Origin of the sequence: Stenotrophomonas koreensis (assembly GCF_001431525.1) — a bacterium.
Lineage (GTDB): Bacteria > Pseudomonadota > Gammaproteobacteria > Xanthomonadales > Xanthomonadaceae > Stenotrophomonas > Stenotrophomonas koreensis.
In genome coordinates, this window is the sequence record NZ_LDJH01000029.1 from 1 (window position 1) to 16,653 (window position 16,653).

10 protein-coding genes are annotated in these 16,653 nt (G+C 68.8%); 2 read left to right on the forward strand and 8 right to left on the reverse strand.

The genetic code is table 11. The annotated features are described in order from the left end of the window. The coding region (locus tag ABB25_RS13015; RefSeq protein ID WP_152981225.1) for a DnaJ domain-containing protein at positions 1-559 on the reverse strand (559 nt) is incomplete at its 3' end. Positions 560-805: 246 nt separating this feature from the next. Between ABB25_RS13015 and ABB25_RS13020 the strand changes: the two genes are divergently transcribed. After that, complete coding sequence (locus ABB25_RS13020; protein WP_057667485.1) at positions 806-1,288, forward strand: peroxiredoxin; 483 nt, start codon at positions 806-808, stop codon at positions 1,286-1,288. Positions 1,289-1,348: 60 nt separating this feature from the next. Here ABB25_RS13020 and pbpC read toward each other — a convergent pair whose 3' ends face one another. The 7 genes from pbpC to prpC form a co-directional block, all read right to left on the reverse strand. Further along, positions 1,349-3,742, reverse strand: coding sequence for a penicillin-binding protein 1C (gene pbpC, locus ABB25_RS13025; RefSeq protein ID WP_057667487.1), 2,394 nt, complete (start codon positions 3,740-3,742; stop codon positions 1,349-1,351). Next, entirely contained in the window at positions 3,742-8,661 is a 4,920-nt protein-coding gene (locus ABB25_RS13030; RefSeq protein ID WP_152981226.1) for an alpha-2-macroglobulin family protein, read from the reverse strand. The genes pbpC and ABB25_RS13030 overlap by 1 nt, the downstream gene beginning before the upstream one ends. A gap of 143 nt (positions 8,662-8,804) precedes the next feature. Beyond that, entirely contained in the window at positions 8,805-9,998 is a 1,194-nt protein-coding gene (gene prpF, locus ABB25_RS13035) for a 2-methylaconitate cis-trans isomerase PrpF (RefSeq protein ID WP_057667490.1), read from the reverse strand. Positions 9,999-10,072: 74 nt separating this feature from the next. Beyond that, the gene (locus tag ABB25_RS13040) at positions 10,073-10,654 is read right to left on the reverse strand and encodes a DUF6933 domain-containing protein (protein ID WP_057667491.1); all 582 of its coding nucleotides are present in this window, start codon (positions 10,652-10,654) and stop codon (positions 10,073-10,075) included. Beyond that, on the reverse strand, positions 10,651-10,962 hold the full coding sequence (locus tag ABB25_RS13045) for a hypothetical protein (RefSeq protein ID WP_152981227.1): 312 nt from the start codon (positions 10,960-10,962) through the stop codon (positions 10,651-10,653). Before ABB25_RS13045 ends, ABB25_RS13040 begins: the two co-directional genes overlap by 4 nt. A 3-nt stretch (positions 10,963-10,965) precedes the next feature. Further along, positions 10,966-13,575, reverse strand: coding sequence for a Fe/S-dependent 2-methylisocitrate dehydratase AcnD (gene acnD, locus ABB25_RS13050; RefSeq protein WP_057667496.1), 2,610 nt, complete (start codon positions 13,573-13,575; stop codon positions 10,966-10,968). 96 nt (positions 13,576-13,671) lie between these two features. After that, a complete protein-coding gene (gene prpC / locus ABB25_RS13055) occupies positions 13,672-14,829 on the reverse strand; it encodes a bifunctional 2-methylcitrate synthase/citrate synthase (protein ID WP_057667498.1) in 1,158 nt (385 codons plus the stop codon). A gap of 196 nt (positions 14,830-15,025) precedes the next feature. Here prpC and ABB25_RS13060 point away from each other — a divergent pair, with 196 nt between their 5' ends. After that, the gene (locus ABB25_RS13060) at positions 15,026-16,555 is read left to right on the forward strand and encodes a PrpR N-terminal domain-containing protein (RefSeq protein ID WP_057667500.1); all 1,530 of its coding nucleotides are present in this window, start codon (positions 15,026-15,028) and stop codon (positions 16,553-16,555) included. The last annotated feature ends 98 nt before the right edge of the window (positions 16,556-16,653 follow it).

Sequence of the window (16,653 nt, forward strand, 5' to 3'; positions counted from 1 at the left end):
CCTGCCCCTGGCCGGCCAGGCGGATCACCTGGCCGGGGCGGATGCCCTTGGGAATGCGTACATCCAGCTGCCGGCCATTGACCGTGATGCGCCGGCTTTCACCGGCATACACCGCCTCCAGCGGCACCGCAAAGCGGGCCCGGGTGTCCTGGTTGGGGGCAGCGCCAGCAAAACCGCCACCGGCACGGCCACCGGCACGCTGGCGGAACAGGCTTTCAAAGAAATCGCTGAAGCCCCCCGCCCCGGCAGCACCACCGCCGCCGAACATGTCGCCAAAATCGAAACCCTGGGCACCGGCGCCATTGAAACCCGGTGGCACGTTGACCTCATCGCCCGGGCGATACCCCTGCGAACGCAGCTGGTCGTAGGCGGCGCGCTTTTCCGGGTCGCGCAGGGCCTCGTAGGCTTCGTTGATGCCCTTGAACTTTTCCTCCGCCCCGGCTTCCTTGGAGACATCCGGGTGGTACTTGCGGGCCAGGCGGCGATAGGCGGTCTTGATTTCCGCATCGCCGGCACCCGGCTCCACGCCCAGCGTGGCGTAATAATCCTTGAACTGCATTGCTCACCTCATGCAAGTGGCCTGGGGCCTTGCGGCCGCCGGGCTTGAACCCCGCCATGGTAGCAGTGCCGCACTGCTGCTCCGGGTCGAGACGACCACCGCAACCAGAGCGCGACCGGGCACATTGTCCCACCCGACTACCTTGATGACCGGCAAGCAGGTGGTTGCGCCGCAGCACGCATTCAAGCCCCACCGTAACAGCCAATCAGGCACACTCAAGCTTGGTTCATCACCCAGAGCACTGCCATGACCGTCCATGCCGGCGACAGCCTTCCCGACATTGCATTGAAAACCCTCAGCGAAGGGTTGCAGACCCACTTTGCCAGCAGCTTGTTTGCAGGCCAGAAAGTGGTGGTTTTCGGTGTCCCCGGGGCATTCACCCCGACCTGCAGTGCACGCCACCTGCCAGGGTTCGTCGACCATCTGGCCGAATTCAGCGAGCTCGGGGTGCAGGTGTTCTGCATGGCGGTCAATGACCCGTTCGTGATGCAGGCCTGGGGCCGCGAGCAGAAGGTGCCGCCCGCCCTGCAGCTGGTGTCTGACGGCAATGCCGAACTGACCCGTTACTGGGGGCTGGAGCTGGATGCCTCGGCCTCGGGCATGGGCACGCGTTGCCGCCGTTTTGCGATGTATATCGAGCACCGGGTGATCAAGCATGTGGCCATCGAGGAACCGGGCCAGTTCGAGGTCTCATCGGCCGAGGCGATGCTGGCCTGGCTCAAGCGCTGAGCACGGCCAGTCCGGCCGGTAGGGTGCTACCGATGGCCGCCCGGTGGGCGCGGGCGGCGCTCATTCCAGCACCCGGTAGTTGACCCGCTGCCAGTTGCCATCGGCGGCCAGCGCGGTCAGGGTGTGGGCGCCCGGCGTGCCGGGATCAAACGCGAACCCGGCGCCGGCTTGCGTGCGCGCCAGCCAACGGCCATCGCGCAGCCAATCCACCGCCGAAGTGGCACCGAGCGCACGCAGACGCAGCAGCGGGCGCCGCTGTGCCCCGGGGGCGGCGGCGATCACCGCCCCCTCGTGCAGCCCTTCCACATGCAGTGCGGCGGCCTGCGGCCGGCCATCATCGGCGCAATCGGCGGCCAGTGGCGGCAGCCGCGCCGCCTCGCGCTCGGCCTGGCTCAGCCACGGCTGCAAGCGTATCGGCCAGTGGTGCAGCTGGCGCTGGCCACGGCGCGGATGAGGGCCGCTGCAGTGCGCACTCAGGCGCTCACCGCTGTCCAGATCCAGCGTGAGCTCGCTGCGCAGCGGCCATTGCAGCGGGGCATCGCGCTCGGCCAGGGTCGGCGGCAGCTGGCCATCGAGCACCCAGGCCTGACGCCGCCGCGCACACTGTCCGGGCGGGGTCTGCGCCAGCCCGATGCCACCGGGCCAGCAGATGGTCTGTTCGCTGACGCTGGCCGGCATCGCCAGCCGGTCGGCGGCATGGGGCCCCTGCGGCAGGCTGTCGACCACCTCCAGCAGCAGCGGCAACGCGGTGATCGCGCCGTACTGGCCCGGCAGCGGCGTGCCATCCGGCCGGCCGACCCAGACCCCGACGGTGTAGTCGGCGGTACTGCCAATCGCCCAGGCATCACGAAAGCCATAACTGGTGCCGGTTTTCCAGGCCACCGGCAGCCGCCCGGCCGGATCGAAGGTATCGGCCAGGTAACCGGGCCGCTGCTGCTCGATCAGGATACGTCGCACAATCCACGCCGCCCCGGGCGAGACCAGCCGCCGCTCGAGCAGCGGGCTGTCGGCCTGGTAACGCACCTTGCCGGCGATGCCGCCGCGGCTGAGCGCGGCATAGGTGCCGACCAGGTCTTCCAGCCGCGCGCCGGTGCCGCCCAGGATCAAGGCCAGGTTCGGCGCGGCGCCCGGGGCAAAGCGCAGCGGCAGGCCGGCATGCTGCAGGCGGGCGGCAAACCGGGCCGGGCCGATCCGCTGCAGCAGGTCCACGCTGGGCACGTTCAGTGACTGCTGCAGGGCCTGATCCAGCGCCACCGGCCCGGCAAAGGTCTGGTCGAAGTTCCCGGGCCGGTAGGTGCCGAAGGACTGCGGCGCATCCACCAGCAGGCTGCCACCGTGCACCAGGCCCTCATCCAGCGCCATCGCATACAGCAACGGCTTCAGGGTCGAGCCCGGTGAGCGCCAGGCGCGCACCATGTCGACATGGCCGGCGCGCCGGTCATCGGCAAAATCCAGCGAGCCGACATACGCCCGCGCCTGCAGGCTGCGGTTTTCCACCACCAGCAGCGCGGCCGAACTGCGCTCGGGCAGACGGCCAAAGTAGCTGACCAGACGTTCTTCCAGCGCGCGCTGCAGGCCGGCATCAATGGTGGTTTCGATCTGCCCGGCCTGCGGCTGGGCGTTGCGCAGGCGCTGGGCCAGCAGCGCGGCATGCATCGGCGGTTGCAGCCGGCGGGTAATCACCGCTTCCTGGCGGGCATCGGCCACGTCGGCGGCACTCCAGACGCCCTGGGCCTGCATCCGCGTCAGCACCTTGTCACGCGCCCGCTGTGCGGCCTGTGGGTGTCGGTCCGGGCGCAAGCGGCTGGGTGCCTGCGGCAGCACCGCCAGCAGCGCGGCCTCGGCATGCGACAGCGCACTGGCCGGTTTGCCCAGGTAGGCCCAACTGGCCGCCTGTACGCCTTCAATCGTGCCGCCGTACGGCGCACGCTCCAGGTACAGGGTCAGGATCTGCTGCTTGTCCAGGTGTGCTTCCAGCTGCAGCGCGCGCAGGATCTGCCGCACCTTGCCCAGCACCGAACGGGTATCCGGCTCGAGCAGGCGCGCTACCTGCATGGTCAGGGTGGAGCCACCGGAGATGATCCGCCCCTGCCCCAGCCACTGCCCGGCCGCACGCCACAACGCCCACGGATTGACCCCGGGGTGATGGTAGAAGTGGCGGTCCTCGTAGGTCAGCAGCGCCTGCAGGAACAGCGGCGAGACGCTGCCCGGATCGGCCGGATAGCGCCACACGCCCTGGGCATCGGCAAACGCCCGCAGCGGCGTGCCATCGGCGGCGGTCACCAGGGTGGCGGTATCCCGCTGCTGCGGCAGCGGCGGCGGGAACAGGGCGTCCAGCAGCAACAGCCCCAGCAGAAGCACCACCGTGCCCCAGCGCAGCCACGCCCACAGCCGCGGGCGGCGGGCGGGCACCGCCGCTGGCTGCCGCTGCCCGGCCGGACTGCCCGCGACCATCAGGGCTGGACCACCTCGAGGCTGGCCGGCTCGGCCTTGCCGACCCCGCGCAGCTGCGGACGGTACATGTCCTCCACCAGCGGCGGCGGCACCTGGTAGCTGCCCGGGCTGACGGCACGCAGCAGGTAGTACACCCGTGCCGTGCTGCCGGCCGACAGCCGCAGCGCGGCGACATAGCGGTCATCCAGGAAGCCTTCGTAACGCAGGCTGGCCTGCTCGCCACGCTCGGCCACCGCGACCCCGTCGATGCGCACATCGGCCCACTGTCTGGGATCGGCCAGGTTGAGGTTTTCCAGTTCCAGCCCGGCCGGCAGCAGCTCGGTCAGCAGCGCCTCGGGCATCGCGCGGTTGGCGGTGATGGAAACCCGGGCCAGCAGCAACTGCCCTTCGCGCAGCGCCCCCCCTGCCCAGCGGCTGCCGTCCGGGTTGAAATACTGCCGCTGCACCCGTACGTGGCGCTCGTCAAAGGCCGGCGGCTGGCGGGGGATACCGGCCACTTCATAGCTGGCGTAGACCCTGCCGGCAGGGCCGGCCTGCCAGCTGATTCCACTGGCCAGCTGCGCGCCGTCAAACACCCGGGAAAACAGCCGCTCGCCACTGACCGCCTGGCTCTCCCCTGCCAGCAGCAACTGCCCGCTCAAGCGCTCACTGGCACCGGCCACCAGCCGCTCGCCCAGCCGTGCCAGCGCGATCTGCTCCTGGGTGCTCAGCCACAGGCGGCCATCACCGGCGCGCGCCTGCAGCTCACGCGACACCTCCATGGCCAGCGTGCTGTTGCCATTCAGGCCGTGCTCCAGCGCCAGTGCCAGCACCAGCGAGCGATCACGCACCGCGCTGCCGTAATCGTTCAGATCGATGCCGCGTGTGGCCGAGCTGTCCAAGGCCTGGCGCATCGCGGCCTGCCCGCGGGTGCGGTCGCCCTGCAGCGCCAGCGCAGCCCCCAGATAGGCCGCCGGCAACGGGCCGGCCGCCTGCTTGAGCTCGTTGTCATACATCGTGCGCAACGTCCCCAGCGGCGCCTGGTTCACGCGCGCCAGCACATAGGCGGCATGGGCACGGTAGGCAATGCGCAGCTGGTCACGATGGCTCTGCCCATAGAACTGCTGGCTGTTGCCGAGCAGGTCCTCCTTCAACCGCTGCAGCGCCTTGTCCAGTACATGGCCGGGGACGGCAAAACCGCCCTGGCGGGCGCGCAGCAGGAACTCGGCCACATGCGGGGTGAGCATCGGCACGCTGCCATCGTTGCCACCCCACATCGAGAAATGGCCGCTGCTGTTCTGCAAGGCCGCCAACCGGGCGAAACTGCCTTCCAGCCGCGCGGCACGCTCGCCGCTGTCCAGCCCCTGCATGCCCAGGCTGCGCGCGTTGTCCGCATCCAGCAGCAAGGCGGCCCAGCCGCGGCTGGTGGTCTGCTCGACACAGCCGTAGGGGTAGTCGAGCAGGCCCTGCAGCGCACTGGCATAGGGAATCGGTGGCACCGGCGAGAGCTGCATCCGTGCCTGCACCGAGGCCGGCAACAGCCCCTCGGCCAGCGCCGGATCAAAGCGCCGGGCCTGCCCGGGCGCCAACTGCGCCGTGGCGGTGCGCAGCACCTGCGGCCACGGTGCACGCACCGGCAGGTCATAACGCCGATCCACACGGACTCCGGCACCGTCCACGCGCACATGCACACGGCCCAGCTCGTGCCCTTGCAGGGCCTGCACGGCAAAGTTCAGCGTTTGCCGGGCGCCATCGGCCAGGGTCACGTTGCGGCTGCCGGCCTCGATCCGCAACGGCCCCTCGGCGTCGACCCGCACGCGGAAGCTGCCGGCCTTGCCGCTGAAGTTCTGCACATCCAGGGTGACCTCGCTGCGGTCGCCCGGCGCCAGTACCCGCGGCATGCTCGCCTCGGCCACCAGCGGGGCGCGGACCACGGTTTGCGCGCTGGCCTGGCCATAACTGTCATCGCCGTAGACCACGCTGGAAACACGCAGGGTGCCGTTGAAATCGGGCACTTCCACCCGCAGCGTGGCCCGCCCCTGCGCATCCAGCTGCACCGGGCCGGCAAACAGGTCCACCGTCTGCACCCGGGCCGTGGGCCGGCGCGCCTGCGGCAGCGCATCCAGCGCCATGTCACCACCAAAGCGCAGCTTGCCCATGCCGCCTTCGAAGCTCTCGATCACCCGGCCGTACAGGTCATGGGCGTCTATGCCAAAACGGCGTTGGGCAAAGAAATGCGCCGCCGGGTCGGGCACCGGATAACGGGTGATGTTGGTGATGCCCACATCCACCGCCGACAGCGTGGCATGGGCGCGTTTGCCGGCCAGCGCCGGCGCCTGCACGCTGACCTGCAGGGCACGCCCCGGCTGCATCTGCGCCGGCGCCTGCAGTTGCACCGCCAGCTTGCGTGCACTGCGATCGATCGGAACATGGACCACGCCGAGCGCGCGCGCCGGGGTCACCCGGCTGCTGGCACTGCCACCACGGAAGACCAACGCGCTCAGGTAGACATCATGGCGCTCCCAGTCCGCCGTCACCGGCACCTGGAAGCGGCCGTCGGGTTTGACCTCGATCGGCTGTACATGCAGCAGGCGGTCGGTTTCCACCAGCAACAGGCCATGCCCGCGCTGCGGCGCGGTGACCTGCACCTGCACGGTATCGCCGGCCCGGTAGCTGGTCTTGTCCAGCGCCAGCTTGACCTTGTCCGGGCGCGCATCCAGGCCACGGTTGCCATCGTCCCAGTTCCAGCCGACATGAAATGGCAGCCGGGTCAGCAGGCCAGTCTGTGGATCACGCACCTCCAGCCGGTACTGGCCCCATTCCAGCGCAAAATCCAGCGTCAGCGGCCCGCTGCCCAGGTCCACGGTGCGCGTCTGCACGTTCTGGTAGCGCCGGTTGAAGTCGTAGTTCCACCGCCCGTCCTGCAGCGTCCAGTGGTAATCACGCAGCTCGCGCACCAGGCTGACCTGCACCCCCTTCAGCGGTTGCGGCCGGCCCTGTGCATCCACGCGGACCAGCGCAAAACCGGCCTTGGCATTGAGGTCGGCGCCTTCGGCCAGATCGAACAGCGGGCGGATGCCGACCAGCTGCGGCGCCGGCCACAGCACCCGGGAAATGCTGCGGTTGACCGCACGGCCACCGGTCTCGTGCACGCTGGCATTGAAGCTGGCCAGGATCGGCGTCCTGGCCGCCAACGCTTCGGCCGGCAGCGGCAGGCTGGCCTGCCAGCGCCCATCGGCAGGCAGGGCAACGTCGATCAGGTCCTCATTGGTGGCCGCCGGCAGGCTGACGGTGGCATCGCCAAACAGATAGCCGGGCAGCTGGCCTTCCAGCGGGGTGCGCGCCACGCTCAACGCCAACCGCCCGGTAAACCGGTTGCCGCCGGCCGGCGCGCCATACAGGTAGGCCGCCTGCGCAGAAACCGGGAAGGTGCCGTCGCCGGCCAGCGTGGCCCGGGGGCTGTCCAGCTCCAGCTTCATCCGCTCGGGCAGGAACTCCTCGATGCGCAGGCTCATCGCCTGGATCACCTCGCGGCTTTCCGGCTCGGTGCGGAACTCCAGCTGCCAGCGTCCGGTCGGTGCATCGCCGGGAATGGCCTGCTCGAACTGCAGGTAGCCCTGCTCGCCCGGCTCCACCCGGGCCTGGCGGAAGACCTTGCCATCGGGTTGTTTCAGGCTCAGGAACAGAGCCTGGCCGGCCCGGTCCGGGCCAGCGAGCGGCTTGCCGTCCTGGTCGCGCAGCAGCGCCGACACCCGCAGGGTTTCGCCCGGACGGTACAGATCCCGTCCGGACCAGGCAAACACATCAAACCAGGCGTTGCGCCGCCCGGCCACCGCAAACTCGCTCAGGTCCAGCGCCGGCTGGTTGAACGCCAGCAGGCTCTGGTCCTTGCCCGAACTGGCCAGCAGCACATGCCCGGCATCCAGGCGGTAATCGAGCAGGGCATTGCCGTGACGGTCGGTGCGCGCGCGCAGCAGCGGCTCGCCCTTGGCATCGACAATGCGCAGCTGGGTATCGGCCAGTGGCTGGCCGGTGGCCAGCGAGGCGGTGTGCACGAACAGCCGCTCGCCGTAGGCGCGCACATGCAGGCCGATGTCGGTGACGCTGAAAAACGTGGTTTCCCATTCCTGGGCATAGCTGCCGCTGCGCTTGAGCAGGGCAAAGTACAGGCCGGGCTCGCGCAACTGGCTGATCTGGCCGATCGGCAGGTAGGAAACCGCGCGCTCGTTGGCCCGGGTCTCCAGCGCAAAGCGGGTGACAAACACCGGGTCGGCCAGATCGGCCAACGGCTTGTTGCCGTTGTAGCGCGAATCCAGTTCCCAGCCACCGCGCGAACCGGCGCGCTGGTACTGGCGCAGGAAGACCGGCAGGGCCGAAGGCCGCACGCGCAGGAACTCGACATCGATATCGGCCACATTGACCGACACCACCGGCAGGCCACGGCTGTCGCGGGCCGGCAGCACGCTGCCCTGCGAGGCAAACGAGGCCGATGGTGGCAGCTGGCCACTGTGCACGCTGACCGTGCGTGGCTGGCCCAGCGGCTGGCCATCGCTGTTCTGCAGCGCCGCGGCAATGGTGATGCGGTAATCGCGGTTGGCCTGGGCAAACGGGTAACGCAGGCGCAGGCCATCGTCATCCAGGGTCCAGCTGCTTTCCTCGGCCTTGGCATCCTCCACCTGCAGCAGGTGGTCAAAGTCCTGGGTCGGCAACAGCCGCTGGCTGAACTCCAGCACCAGGCTGACGCCTTCATCGCTGGTTTCCGGATAGGCCGCCACCAGCGCAAAACCTTCCACCGCTTCCCGGCTGGCAGCCAGGCGCTCCCCCGTGACCGGCGGCAGCACCCCGGCGGGGTCGTCCTTGCAGCCAGCCAGCACCAGCAGCACCAGCATGGCCCAGGCCATGACACTCCAGCGCGCGCACATCGACATCCTGTTGATCATGGCGTTCTCCCAGCGTTGCCCGGGAGTATAGCCAGCGGCCATGGCATCACGGCGTGCGCCTGGCCGCAGTTGTCGCCGGGCCCAGGCCCGGGGTTGGCTCCCGAACCCGGATCAGGTCTCCGCCCGGCAGCCGCGCCGCTGGCTCAGAAGCTGCCTTGCGGCACCCGCACCCAGCCTTCCATCAGGATCCGCGCCGAGCGCGACATCACAGCGCGGGTCACCGTCCACTGCCCGTCCACCTGCCGGGCCTGGGCGCCGACCCGCAAGGTGCCGGAAGGGTGGCCAAAACGCACCACCTCGCGGGCGCCGCCGCCGGCGGCCTGGTTGACCAGGGTGCCCGGAATCGCCGCGGCGGTGGCAATGGCCACCGAGGCAGTGCCCATCATCGCGTGGTGCAGCTTGCCCATTGACATCGCACGCACGTTGACATCGATATCGCCGGCGGCGATCGGCTTGCCGGCCGAGCTGAGGTAATCCTGAGGCGGTGCGACCCAGGCGATCTTGGGCGTGTGCTGGCGGGTGGCCGCTTCTTCGGCGGTCCTGATCAGGCCCATCGCCAGCGCGCCGGCCACGCGGATGTCTTCCAGCCGCGCCAACAGTGCCTTGTCGCCGTTGACCGCCGGCTGCAGCTCGGTGCCGGCAAAGCCGATGTCCTGGGCATTGACGAACACGGTGGGAATGCCGGCAGTGATCAGCGTGGCCGGCAGTGCCCCCACGCCTGGCACATCCAGCACGTCAATCAGGTTGCCGGTCGGGAACAGTGCACCACCGCCCTCGCCTTCGCCCTCGTCGGACGGATCCAGGAACTCCAGCACGATCTCCGCGGCCGGGAAGGTCACCCCGTCCAGTTCGAAGTCACCGGCCTCCACCACCGCGCCATCGGCCACCGGCACATGGGCCAGGATGGTCTTGCCGATGTTGGCCTGCCAGATGCGTACCGTGCAGATGCCGTTGGCATCGGCGCGGGCCGGATCAACGTAGCCGGCATGGATGGCAAAGGCGCCGGCGGCGGTGGACAGGTTGCCGCAGTTGCCCGACCAGTCGACGAAGTCCTCCTCGATCGCGACCTGGCCATACAGGTAGTCCACGTCGTGGTCGGGCCTGCTGCTGGGCGAGAGGATCACGCACTTGCTGGTCGAGCTGGTCGCCCCGCCCATGCCGTCGGTCTGCTTGGCGTAGGGGTCGGGCGAGCCGATCACCCGCTGCAGCAGGCGGTCACGCGCGACACCCGGCACGCGTGCGGCCTCGGGCAAATCCTCAAGACGGAAGAACACGCCTTTGGAGGTGCCACCGCGCATGTAGGTGGCGGGGATCTTGATCTGGGGGATGTGCTTCATGACGACTCTTCTTCCAGTTGCCTCCCCTGTCTGCGGGAAGGGTCAGGGTGAGGATATACCCCGCCGCCAGACCATCAGGCCTGTGACGAAGGGGTTGTTGATGGACTCGAAGGAAAGGGAATGACCTGCGCTGCCGGCATCAGCCGCTGCCGCAGCAGGTCCAGTGGCATGTGCCAATCCATGTTGTGGTGGGTGTTACGGCCCAGCGCCGGGTGCTTGAAGAAGCCTTCCCATTCCCGCAGCGCCGCTTCCGCCAGCGAGTAGCCGTCATGCTCGAAGCGCAACCAGGCCATTTCCTTGCGTTGATTCATCGAGGCCAGCAGGCTGCGATCGCGGGTGGCGGCGAAGGTGAAACCGGCATCGAAGCCGTGCAGTTCCGCATCCACACCGGGCCCACGCAGGTCAAAGTGCTCGCAGATCGAGGCGAACTGCAGCAGCGCCCGCTCGTGCAGCATGCGCAGGCCGGCCGCATTGCCATTGAGCATCAGCGTCGCGCCGGTGGCGGCATTGAGCATCACCACATACGGCTTGCGGTTCCAGAAGTCGATATCGGCATACCACTCGCCCAGCGGATTGGCCTGCGGCTCGGGCTCCGGCGGCTTGGCAGGCAGTTTCAGGCGCTTAAGCAGTTTGGCCGTGCAGCGCAGGACAGTCATGGCGGTGTGCGGGTCAACAGAGGGTCGAGGCAAGCAGATAGTGACAGGGCAAGGACCGAGCGTGGTAAACCAGGGCTGCCGCCTGCACGCAGAACCTGCTGGATGCGGCCGGACAGGTTGGCCACACGGTCACCCAGCGCATCGTCGTGATCAACGATGCGCTCGGACAACGACTGGTGCCAGTTGCCCGGTGCAAACAACGCACGTCCCAGTGCATCGAGGACGCCGTGCTCGCGCGCGGCGGCCTCGATGGCCATGCGCACCGGTGGCGGCGGCATGGCGGCAAAGAACATCCGGGCCGTGCTCATGCCTCAGGCATTGCCGGCCAGGAAGTCCTGGGCAAAGCGCTGCAGCACGCCGCCGGCCTGGTAGACCGAGACTTCCTCGTCCGAGTCCAGCCGGCACAGGACCGGGACCACGACCTGGGTGCCATCACGGCGGTTGACCTGCAGCGTCAGCTGGGCGCCCGGGGCCGGGGTGCCGACCACGTCGTAGGTCTCGGTGCCGTCCAGGCCCAGGGTCAGGCGGTTGGTGCCGGGCAGGAACTCCAGCGGCAGCACGCCCATGCCGATCAGGTTGGTGCGGTGGATGCGCTCGAAGCCCTCGGCCACGATCACCTCGACCCCGGCCAGGCGCACGCCCTTGGCCGCCCAGTCGCGCGATGAGCCCTGACCGTAGTCGGCACCGGCAATGATGATCAGCGGCTGGCCACGCTGCATGTAGGTCTCGATCGCCTCCCACATCCGCATGACCTGGCCTTCCGGCTCGACCCGCGCCAGCGAGCCCTGCTGGACCTGGCCATCGACCACGGCCATTTCGTTGATCAGCTTGGGGTTGGCGAAGGTGGCGCGCTGGGCGGTGAGGTGGTCGCCGCGGTGGGTGGCGTAGGAGTTGAAGTCCTCCTCGGGAAGGCCCATCTTGGCCAGGTATTCGCCGGCGGCACTGGAGGCCAGGATCGCGTTGGACGGGGACAGGTGGTCGGTGGTGATGTTGTCACCGAGCAGGGCCAGCGGGCGCATGCCGGTGAGCGTGCGCGGCTTGGCCAGCGCGCCCTCCCAGTACGGCGGGCGGCGGATGTAGGTGGACTGCGCGCGCCACTCGTACAGCGGGCTGACCCGCGCCGCGGCGGCCTTGCTGCGTGCGAACATCGGCTCGTACACGCTGCGGAACTGTTCCGGCTTGACCGCCTTGGCCGCGACCGCGTCGATTTCCGCATCGCTCGGCCAGATATCAGCCAGGCGCACCTCGTTGCCATCGGCGTCGATGCCCAGCACATCCTTCTCGATGTCAAAGCGGATCGTGCCGGCGATCGCATAGGCGATCACCAGCGGCGGGCTGGCCAGGAAGGCCTGCTTGGCGTAGGGATGGATGCGGCCATCGAAGTTGCGGTTGCCGCTGAGCACGGCGGTGGCGTACAGGTCGCGGTCGATGATTTCCTGCTGGATCGCCGGGTCCAGCGCACCACTCATGCCGTTGCAGGTGGTGCAGGCAAAGGCAACGATGCCAAAGCCCAGCTGCTCCAGCTCGGCCTTCAGCCCGGCTTCTTCCAGGTACAGCTGCACCGCCTTCGAACCCGGTGCCAGCGAGGACTTCACCCACGGCTTGCGGGTCAGGCCACGCGCATTGGCGTTGCGTGCCAGCAGGCCGGCGGCAATCACGTTGCGCGGGTTGGAGGTGTTGGTGCACGAGGTGATCGCGGCGATGATCACCGCGCCATCGGGCATCAGGCCACGGGCCTCATCGGCACGACCGGCTTCCAGCTTGGCGGCATCGGCGATGCCGCGCTCGGCCAGCGCAGCCACCGGCAGCCGGCGGTGCGGGTTGGACGGCCCGGCCAGGGTGCGCTCGACACTGGACAGGTCAAAGTGCAGCACGCGCTCGTAGCGCGCCGCGGCCAGGTCATCGGCCCACAGCCCGGCGGCCTTGGCATAGGTTTCCACCAGCGCCACCTGCGCCGGCTCGCGGCCGGTCAGGCGCAGGTAGTCCAGGGTGTTGTCGTCGATGAAGAACAGCGCCGCGGTGGCGCCGTATTCCGGGGCCATGTTGGCGATGGTGGCGCGGTCGCCGATGGTCAGCGCCGCCGCGCCCGGGCCACGGAACTCCAGGTAAGCACCCACGACCTTTTCCTTGCGCAGGAATTCGGTCAAGGCGAGCACCACGTCGGTGGCGGTGATCCCCGGCTGCGGGCGGCCGCTCAGCTCCACCCCGATCATCTCCGGGGTGCGCATCCAGCTGGCGCGGCCGAGCATCACGTTCTCCGCTTCCAGCCCGCCGACGCCAACGGCGATCACGCCCAGCGCGTCCACGTGCGGGGTATGCGAGTCGGTGCCGACGCAGGTATCCGGGTAGGCCACGCCGTCGGTAACGCCGATCACCGGGCTCATCTTCTCCAGGTTGATCTGGTGCATGATCCCGTTGCCCGGCGGGATCACATCGACGTTCTCGAAGGCCAGCTTGGTCCAGTCGATGAAGTGGAAGCGGTCGGCATTGCGCCGGTCCTCGATCGCCCGGTTCTTGGCAAACGCCTGCGGGTCATAGCCGCCGCATTCCACCGCCAGCGAGTGGTCCACGATCAGCTGCACCGGCACCACCGGGTTGACCTTGGCCGGGTCGCCGCCGGCTTCGGCAATGGCATCACGCAGGCCGGCCAGGTCCACCAGCGCGGTCTGGCCGAGGATGTCATGGCAGACCACCCGCGCCGGGAACCACGGAAAATCGCGCTCGCGCTTGACCTCGATCAGCTGGCGCAGGCAGTCATCGATGATCGCCGGCTCGGCCCGGCGCACGATGTTTTCCGCGTGCACGCGCGCGGTGTACGGCAGCTGCGCCCAGGCACCGGGGGCCAGCGCCTCCACGGCCGCACGGGCGTCGAAATAGTCCAGGGAGGTGCCCGGCAGGGGCTTGCGGTGGTTGCGGTTCATGGCGGGCCTACGATGACGGCGGGCTTGAAGGAAGGCGGCACGGGCGTGCCGGCAAGGAAACGGCCGCCTGCCCAGGTACGGCAGGCGGCGCAGTGCTCAGCGCTGGTCCAGCGGCACGAACACCTGGTCTTCCGGACCGGTGTAGTTGGCACTGGGGCGGATGATCTTGCCGTCGATGCGCTGCTCGATGACATGCGCGCTCCAGCCGGCAGTGCGGGCAATCACGAACAGCGGGGTGAACATCGCCGTCGGCACGCCCATCATGTGGTAGCTGACCGCACTGAACCAGTCCAGGTTCGGGAACATCTTCTTGGCATCCCACATCACCGACTCCAGGCGCTCGGCGATGTCGTACATCTTGCGGTTGCCGGCCTCATCACTCAGCTCGCGGGCGACGGTCTTGATCACCTCGTTGCGCGGATCGGACACGGTGTAGACCGGGTGGCCAAAGCCGATCACCACTTCCTTGCGCTCGACCCGGGCACGGATATCGGCCTCGGCCTCGTCGGCGGTCTCGTAGCGCTTCTGCACCTCGAAGGCGACCTCATTGGCACCGCCGTGCTTGGGGCCGCGCAGTGCGCCGATGCCGCCGGCAATGCAGCTGTACATGTCCGAGCCGGTGCCGGCGATCACCCGGCTGGTGAAGGTGGAGGCGTTGAACTCATGCTCGGCGTACAGGATCAGCGAGGTGTGCATCGCATCGACCCAGCTCTTGGGCGCCGGTGCGCCGTGCAGCAGGTGCAGGAAGTGGCCACCGATGGAGTCATCGTCGGTCTCCACGTCGATGACCTTGCCGTTGTGGCTGTAGTGGTACCAGTACAGCAGCATCGAGCCGAGGCTGGCCATCAGCTTGTCGGCGATGTCACGCGCGCCGGCATGGTTGTGGTCGTCCTTCTCCGGCAGCACGCAGCCCAGCACCGAGACACCGGTACGCATCACGTCCATCGGGTGGGCCGACGGCGGCAGTTCCTCCAGCGCGCCCTTGACCGCAGCCGGAATGCCACGCAGCGACTTCAGCTTGGCCTTGTAGCCGGCCAGCTCGGCGCGGTTGGGCAGCTTGCCGTGCACCAGCAGGTGGGCCACTTCCTCGAATTCGCAGGTGCGGGCCAGGTCCAGGATGTCGTAGCCACGGTAGTGCAGGTCATTGCCCGAGCGGCCGACGGTGCACAGCGCGGTGTTGCCGGCGGCATGGCCGGAGAGGGCAACCGATTTCTTCGGCTTGAAGGCCGGTGCGGGGGTGGTGGTTTCGCTCATCGTCTTCTCTCCAGAAAATGCGTGCACGTACGTGCCACTGGCCGGACAGCCAGCTGGCGTGGGGCCGGAAATGGCCATGCAGTGATCATCACCCAATAACCATTGAAGGCTATAAGTCACTGATATTGAAAAACCAGTGTTGCAAAACAGTGCAACAAACGTTTCACTTTGTTTCACACCTGCGCATCGATGAACCATGAATACGGCCGACACCCTCCCCGTGATCTGGACGGTCAGCGTCTCGCGTCTGGCCGGGCTGCTGGCCGATGTGGCCCTGGAATATGCCGACCGCGCCCGCGTGCATGCCATCGACCTGGCCTTCGAGCAGGCCCACCAGGTCATCGACCAGCGCCTGTACCGCGAACACTGCGATGCGGTGGTGGCCGGCGGCGCCAATGCCGCCTTCCTGCGTGGCCGGCTGCAGGTGCCGCTGGTCACCGTGCAGGCCTCCGGGTTTGACCTGATTGGCGCGCTGACCCGTGCCCGCCGCATCCACCCGGCGGTCGGCCTGGTCACCCATGCCGGCGACCTGCCCGACATCGACCCGTTCGCACACGCCTTCGGGCTGGAACTGGCCCACCGCAGCTTCGAGACCCGCGAGGAGGCACGCGACTGTGTGGCCGACCTGAAGGCGCGCGGGGTCGGGGTGATTGTCGGCACCGGCATGGCAATCGACTTTGCCGAGGCCAATGGCCTGCCCGGGGTGCTGCTGTACTCGGCCGACGCGGTGCGCCGCAGTTTCGAGCAGGCGCTGCAGCTGGCCCGGGCCAATGCCCCGGCCCTGCCCGGCCCGCGCCCGGGCCGCGGCGGGCGCAAGCCGGCGCGCCAGCTGCTGCTCGGCGAGAGCGAGGCGATGACCGCGCTGCGCAGCCGGATCGCACTGTACGCACCGCAGCCAAGCCCGGTAGTGATCAGCGGCGAGGCCGGCAGCGGCAAGGGCCTGGTCGCACGCCAGCTGCATGCCGCCAGCGCACGCAATGGCCGCCTGCAGGTACTCGGCTGCAGTGGCCTGGATGCCAGCAGCCTGGAAAGCGAGCTGGCCTACAGCAGCAGTGGCCAGCGCAGTCCGCTGCTGGAGTCGGCCTCGGCCGGCAGCCTGCTGCTGGACAACATCGATGAACTGCCGCTGCCGCTGCAGGGCCGGCTGCTGCGCCTGGTCGATGCCACCGCACAGGCCCGCAGCCACACCGGCGGGCATGATGTGCGCCTGCTGGCCAGCTGCAGCCAGCCGCTGGCCGCGCAGGTGGCCGACGGCCGCTTCCGTGCCGACCTGTATCACCGCCTGGCCGGGCTGACCCTGGCGCTGCCCGCACTGCGCGAGCGCACCGGCGATGCCGCGCTGCTGCTGGACCATTACCTGGCCGTGGGCGGACCGGTGGTGCCGCTCTCGGCCGGAGCACGCGATTTCCTGCTTGCCTGCCCGTGGCCGGGCAATGTGCGTGAACTGCGGATGATGGCCGAACGCATCGCCCTGCACTGGCGTCACCGGCCGCAGGGCGCGGTCGAGGTCAGCCACCTGCAGCAGTGGCTGCCCGAGCTTTTCAGCCAGACCGCGACCGTGACGGTGGCCGCCCAGCACCCGCCCGCAGCGCCCCGGCGCCCGGATGGGCAGAGCCTGCGCCAGCAGCTGCACCGCTTTGGTGGCGACCGCCAGCGGCTGATGGCGCATTACCAGGTCTCACGCACCACGTTGTGGCGCTGGCTGCGTCAGGCCGGGGTGGACTGACCGGATCGGGCTGGTCCACGCACAGCCATATGGGGCTGACCTCGATCACCGGACTGTGCCAGGGGTGATGCGGGGCGATGCCGTGTTCGATGATGCGC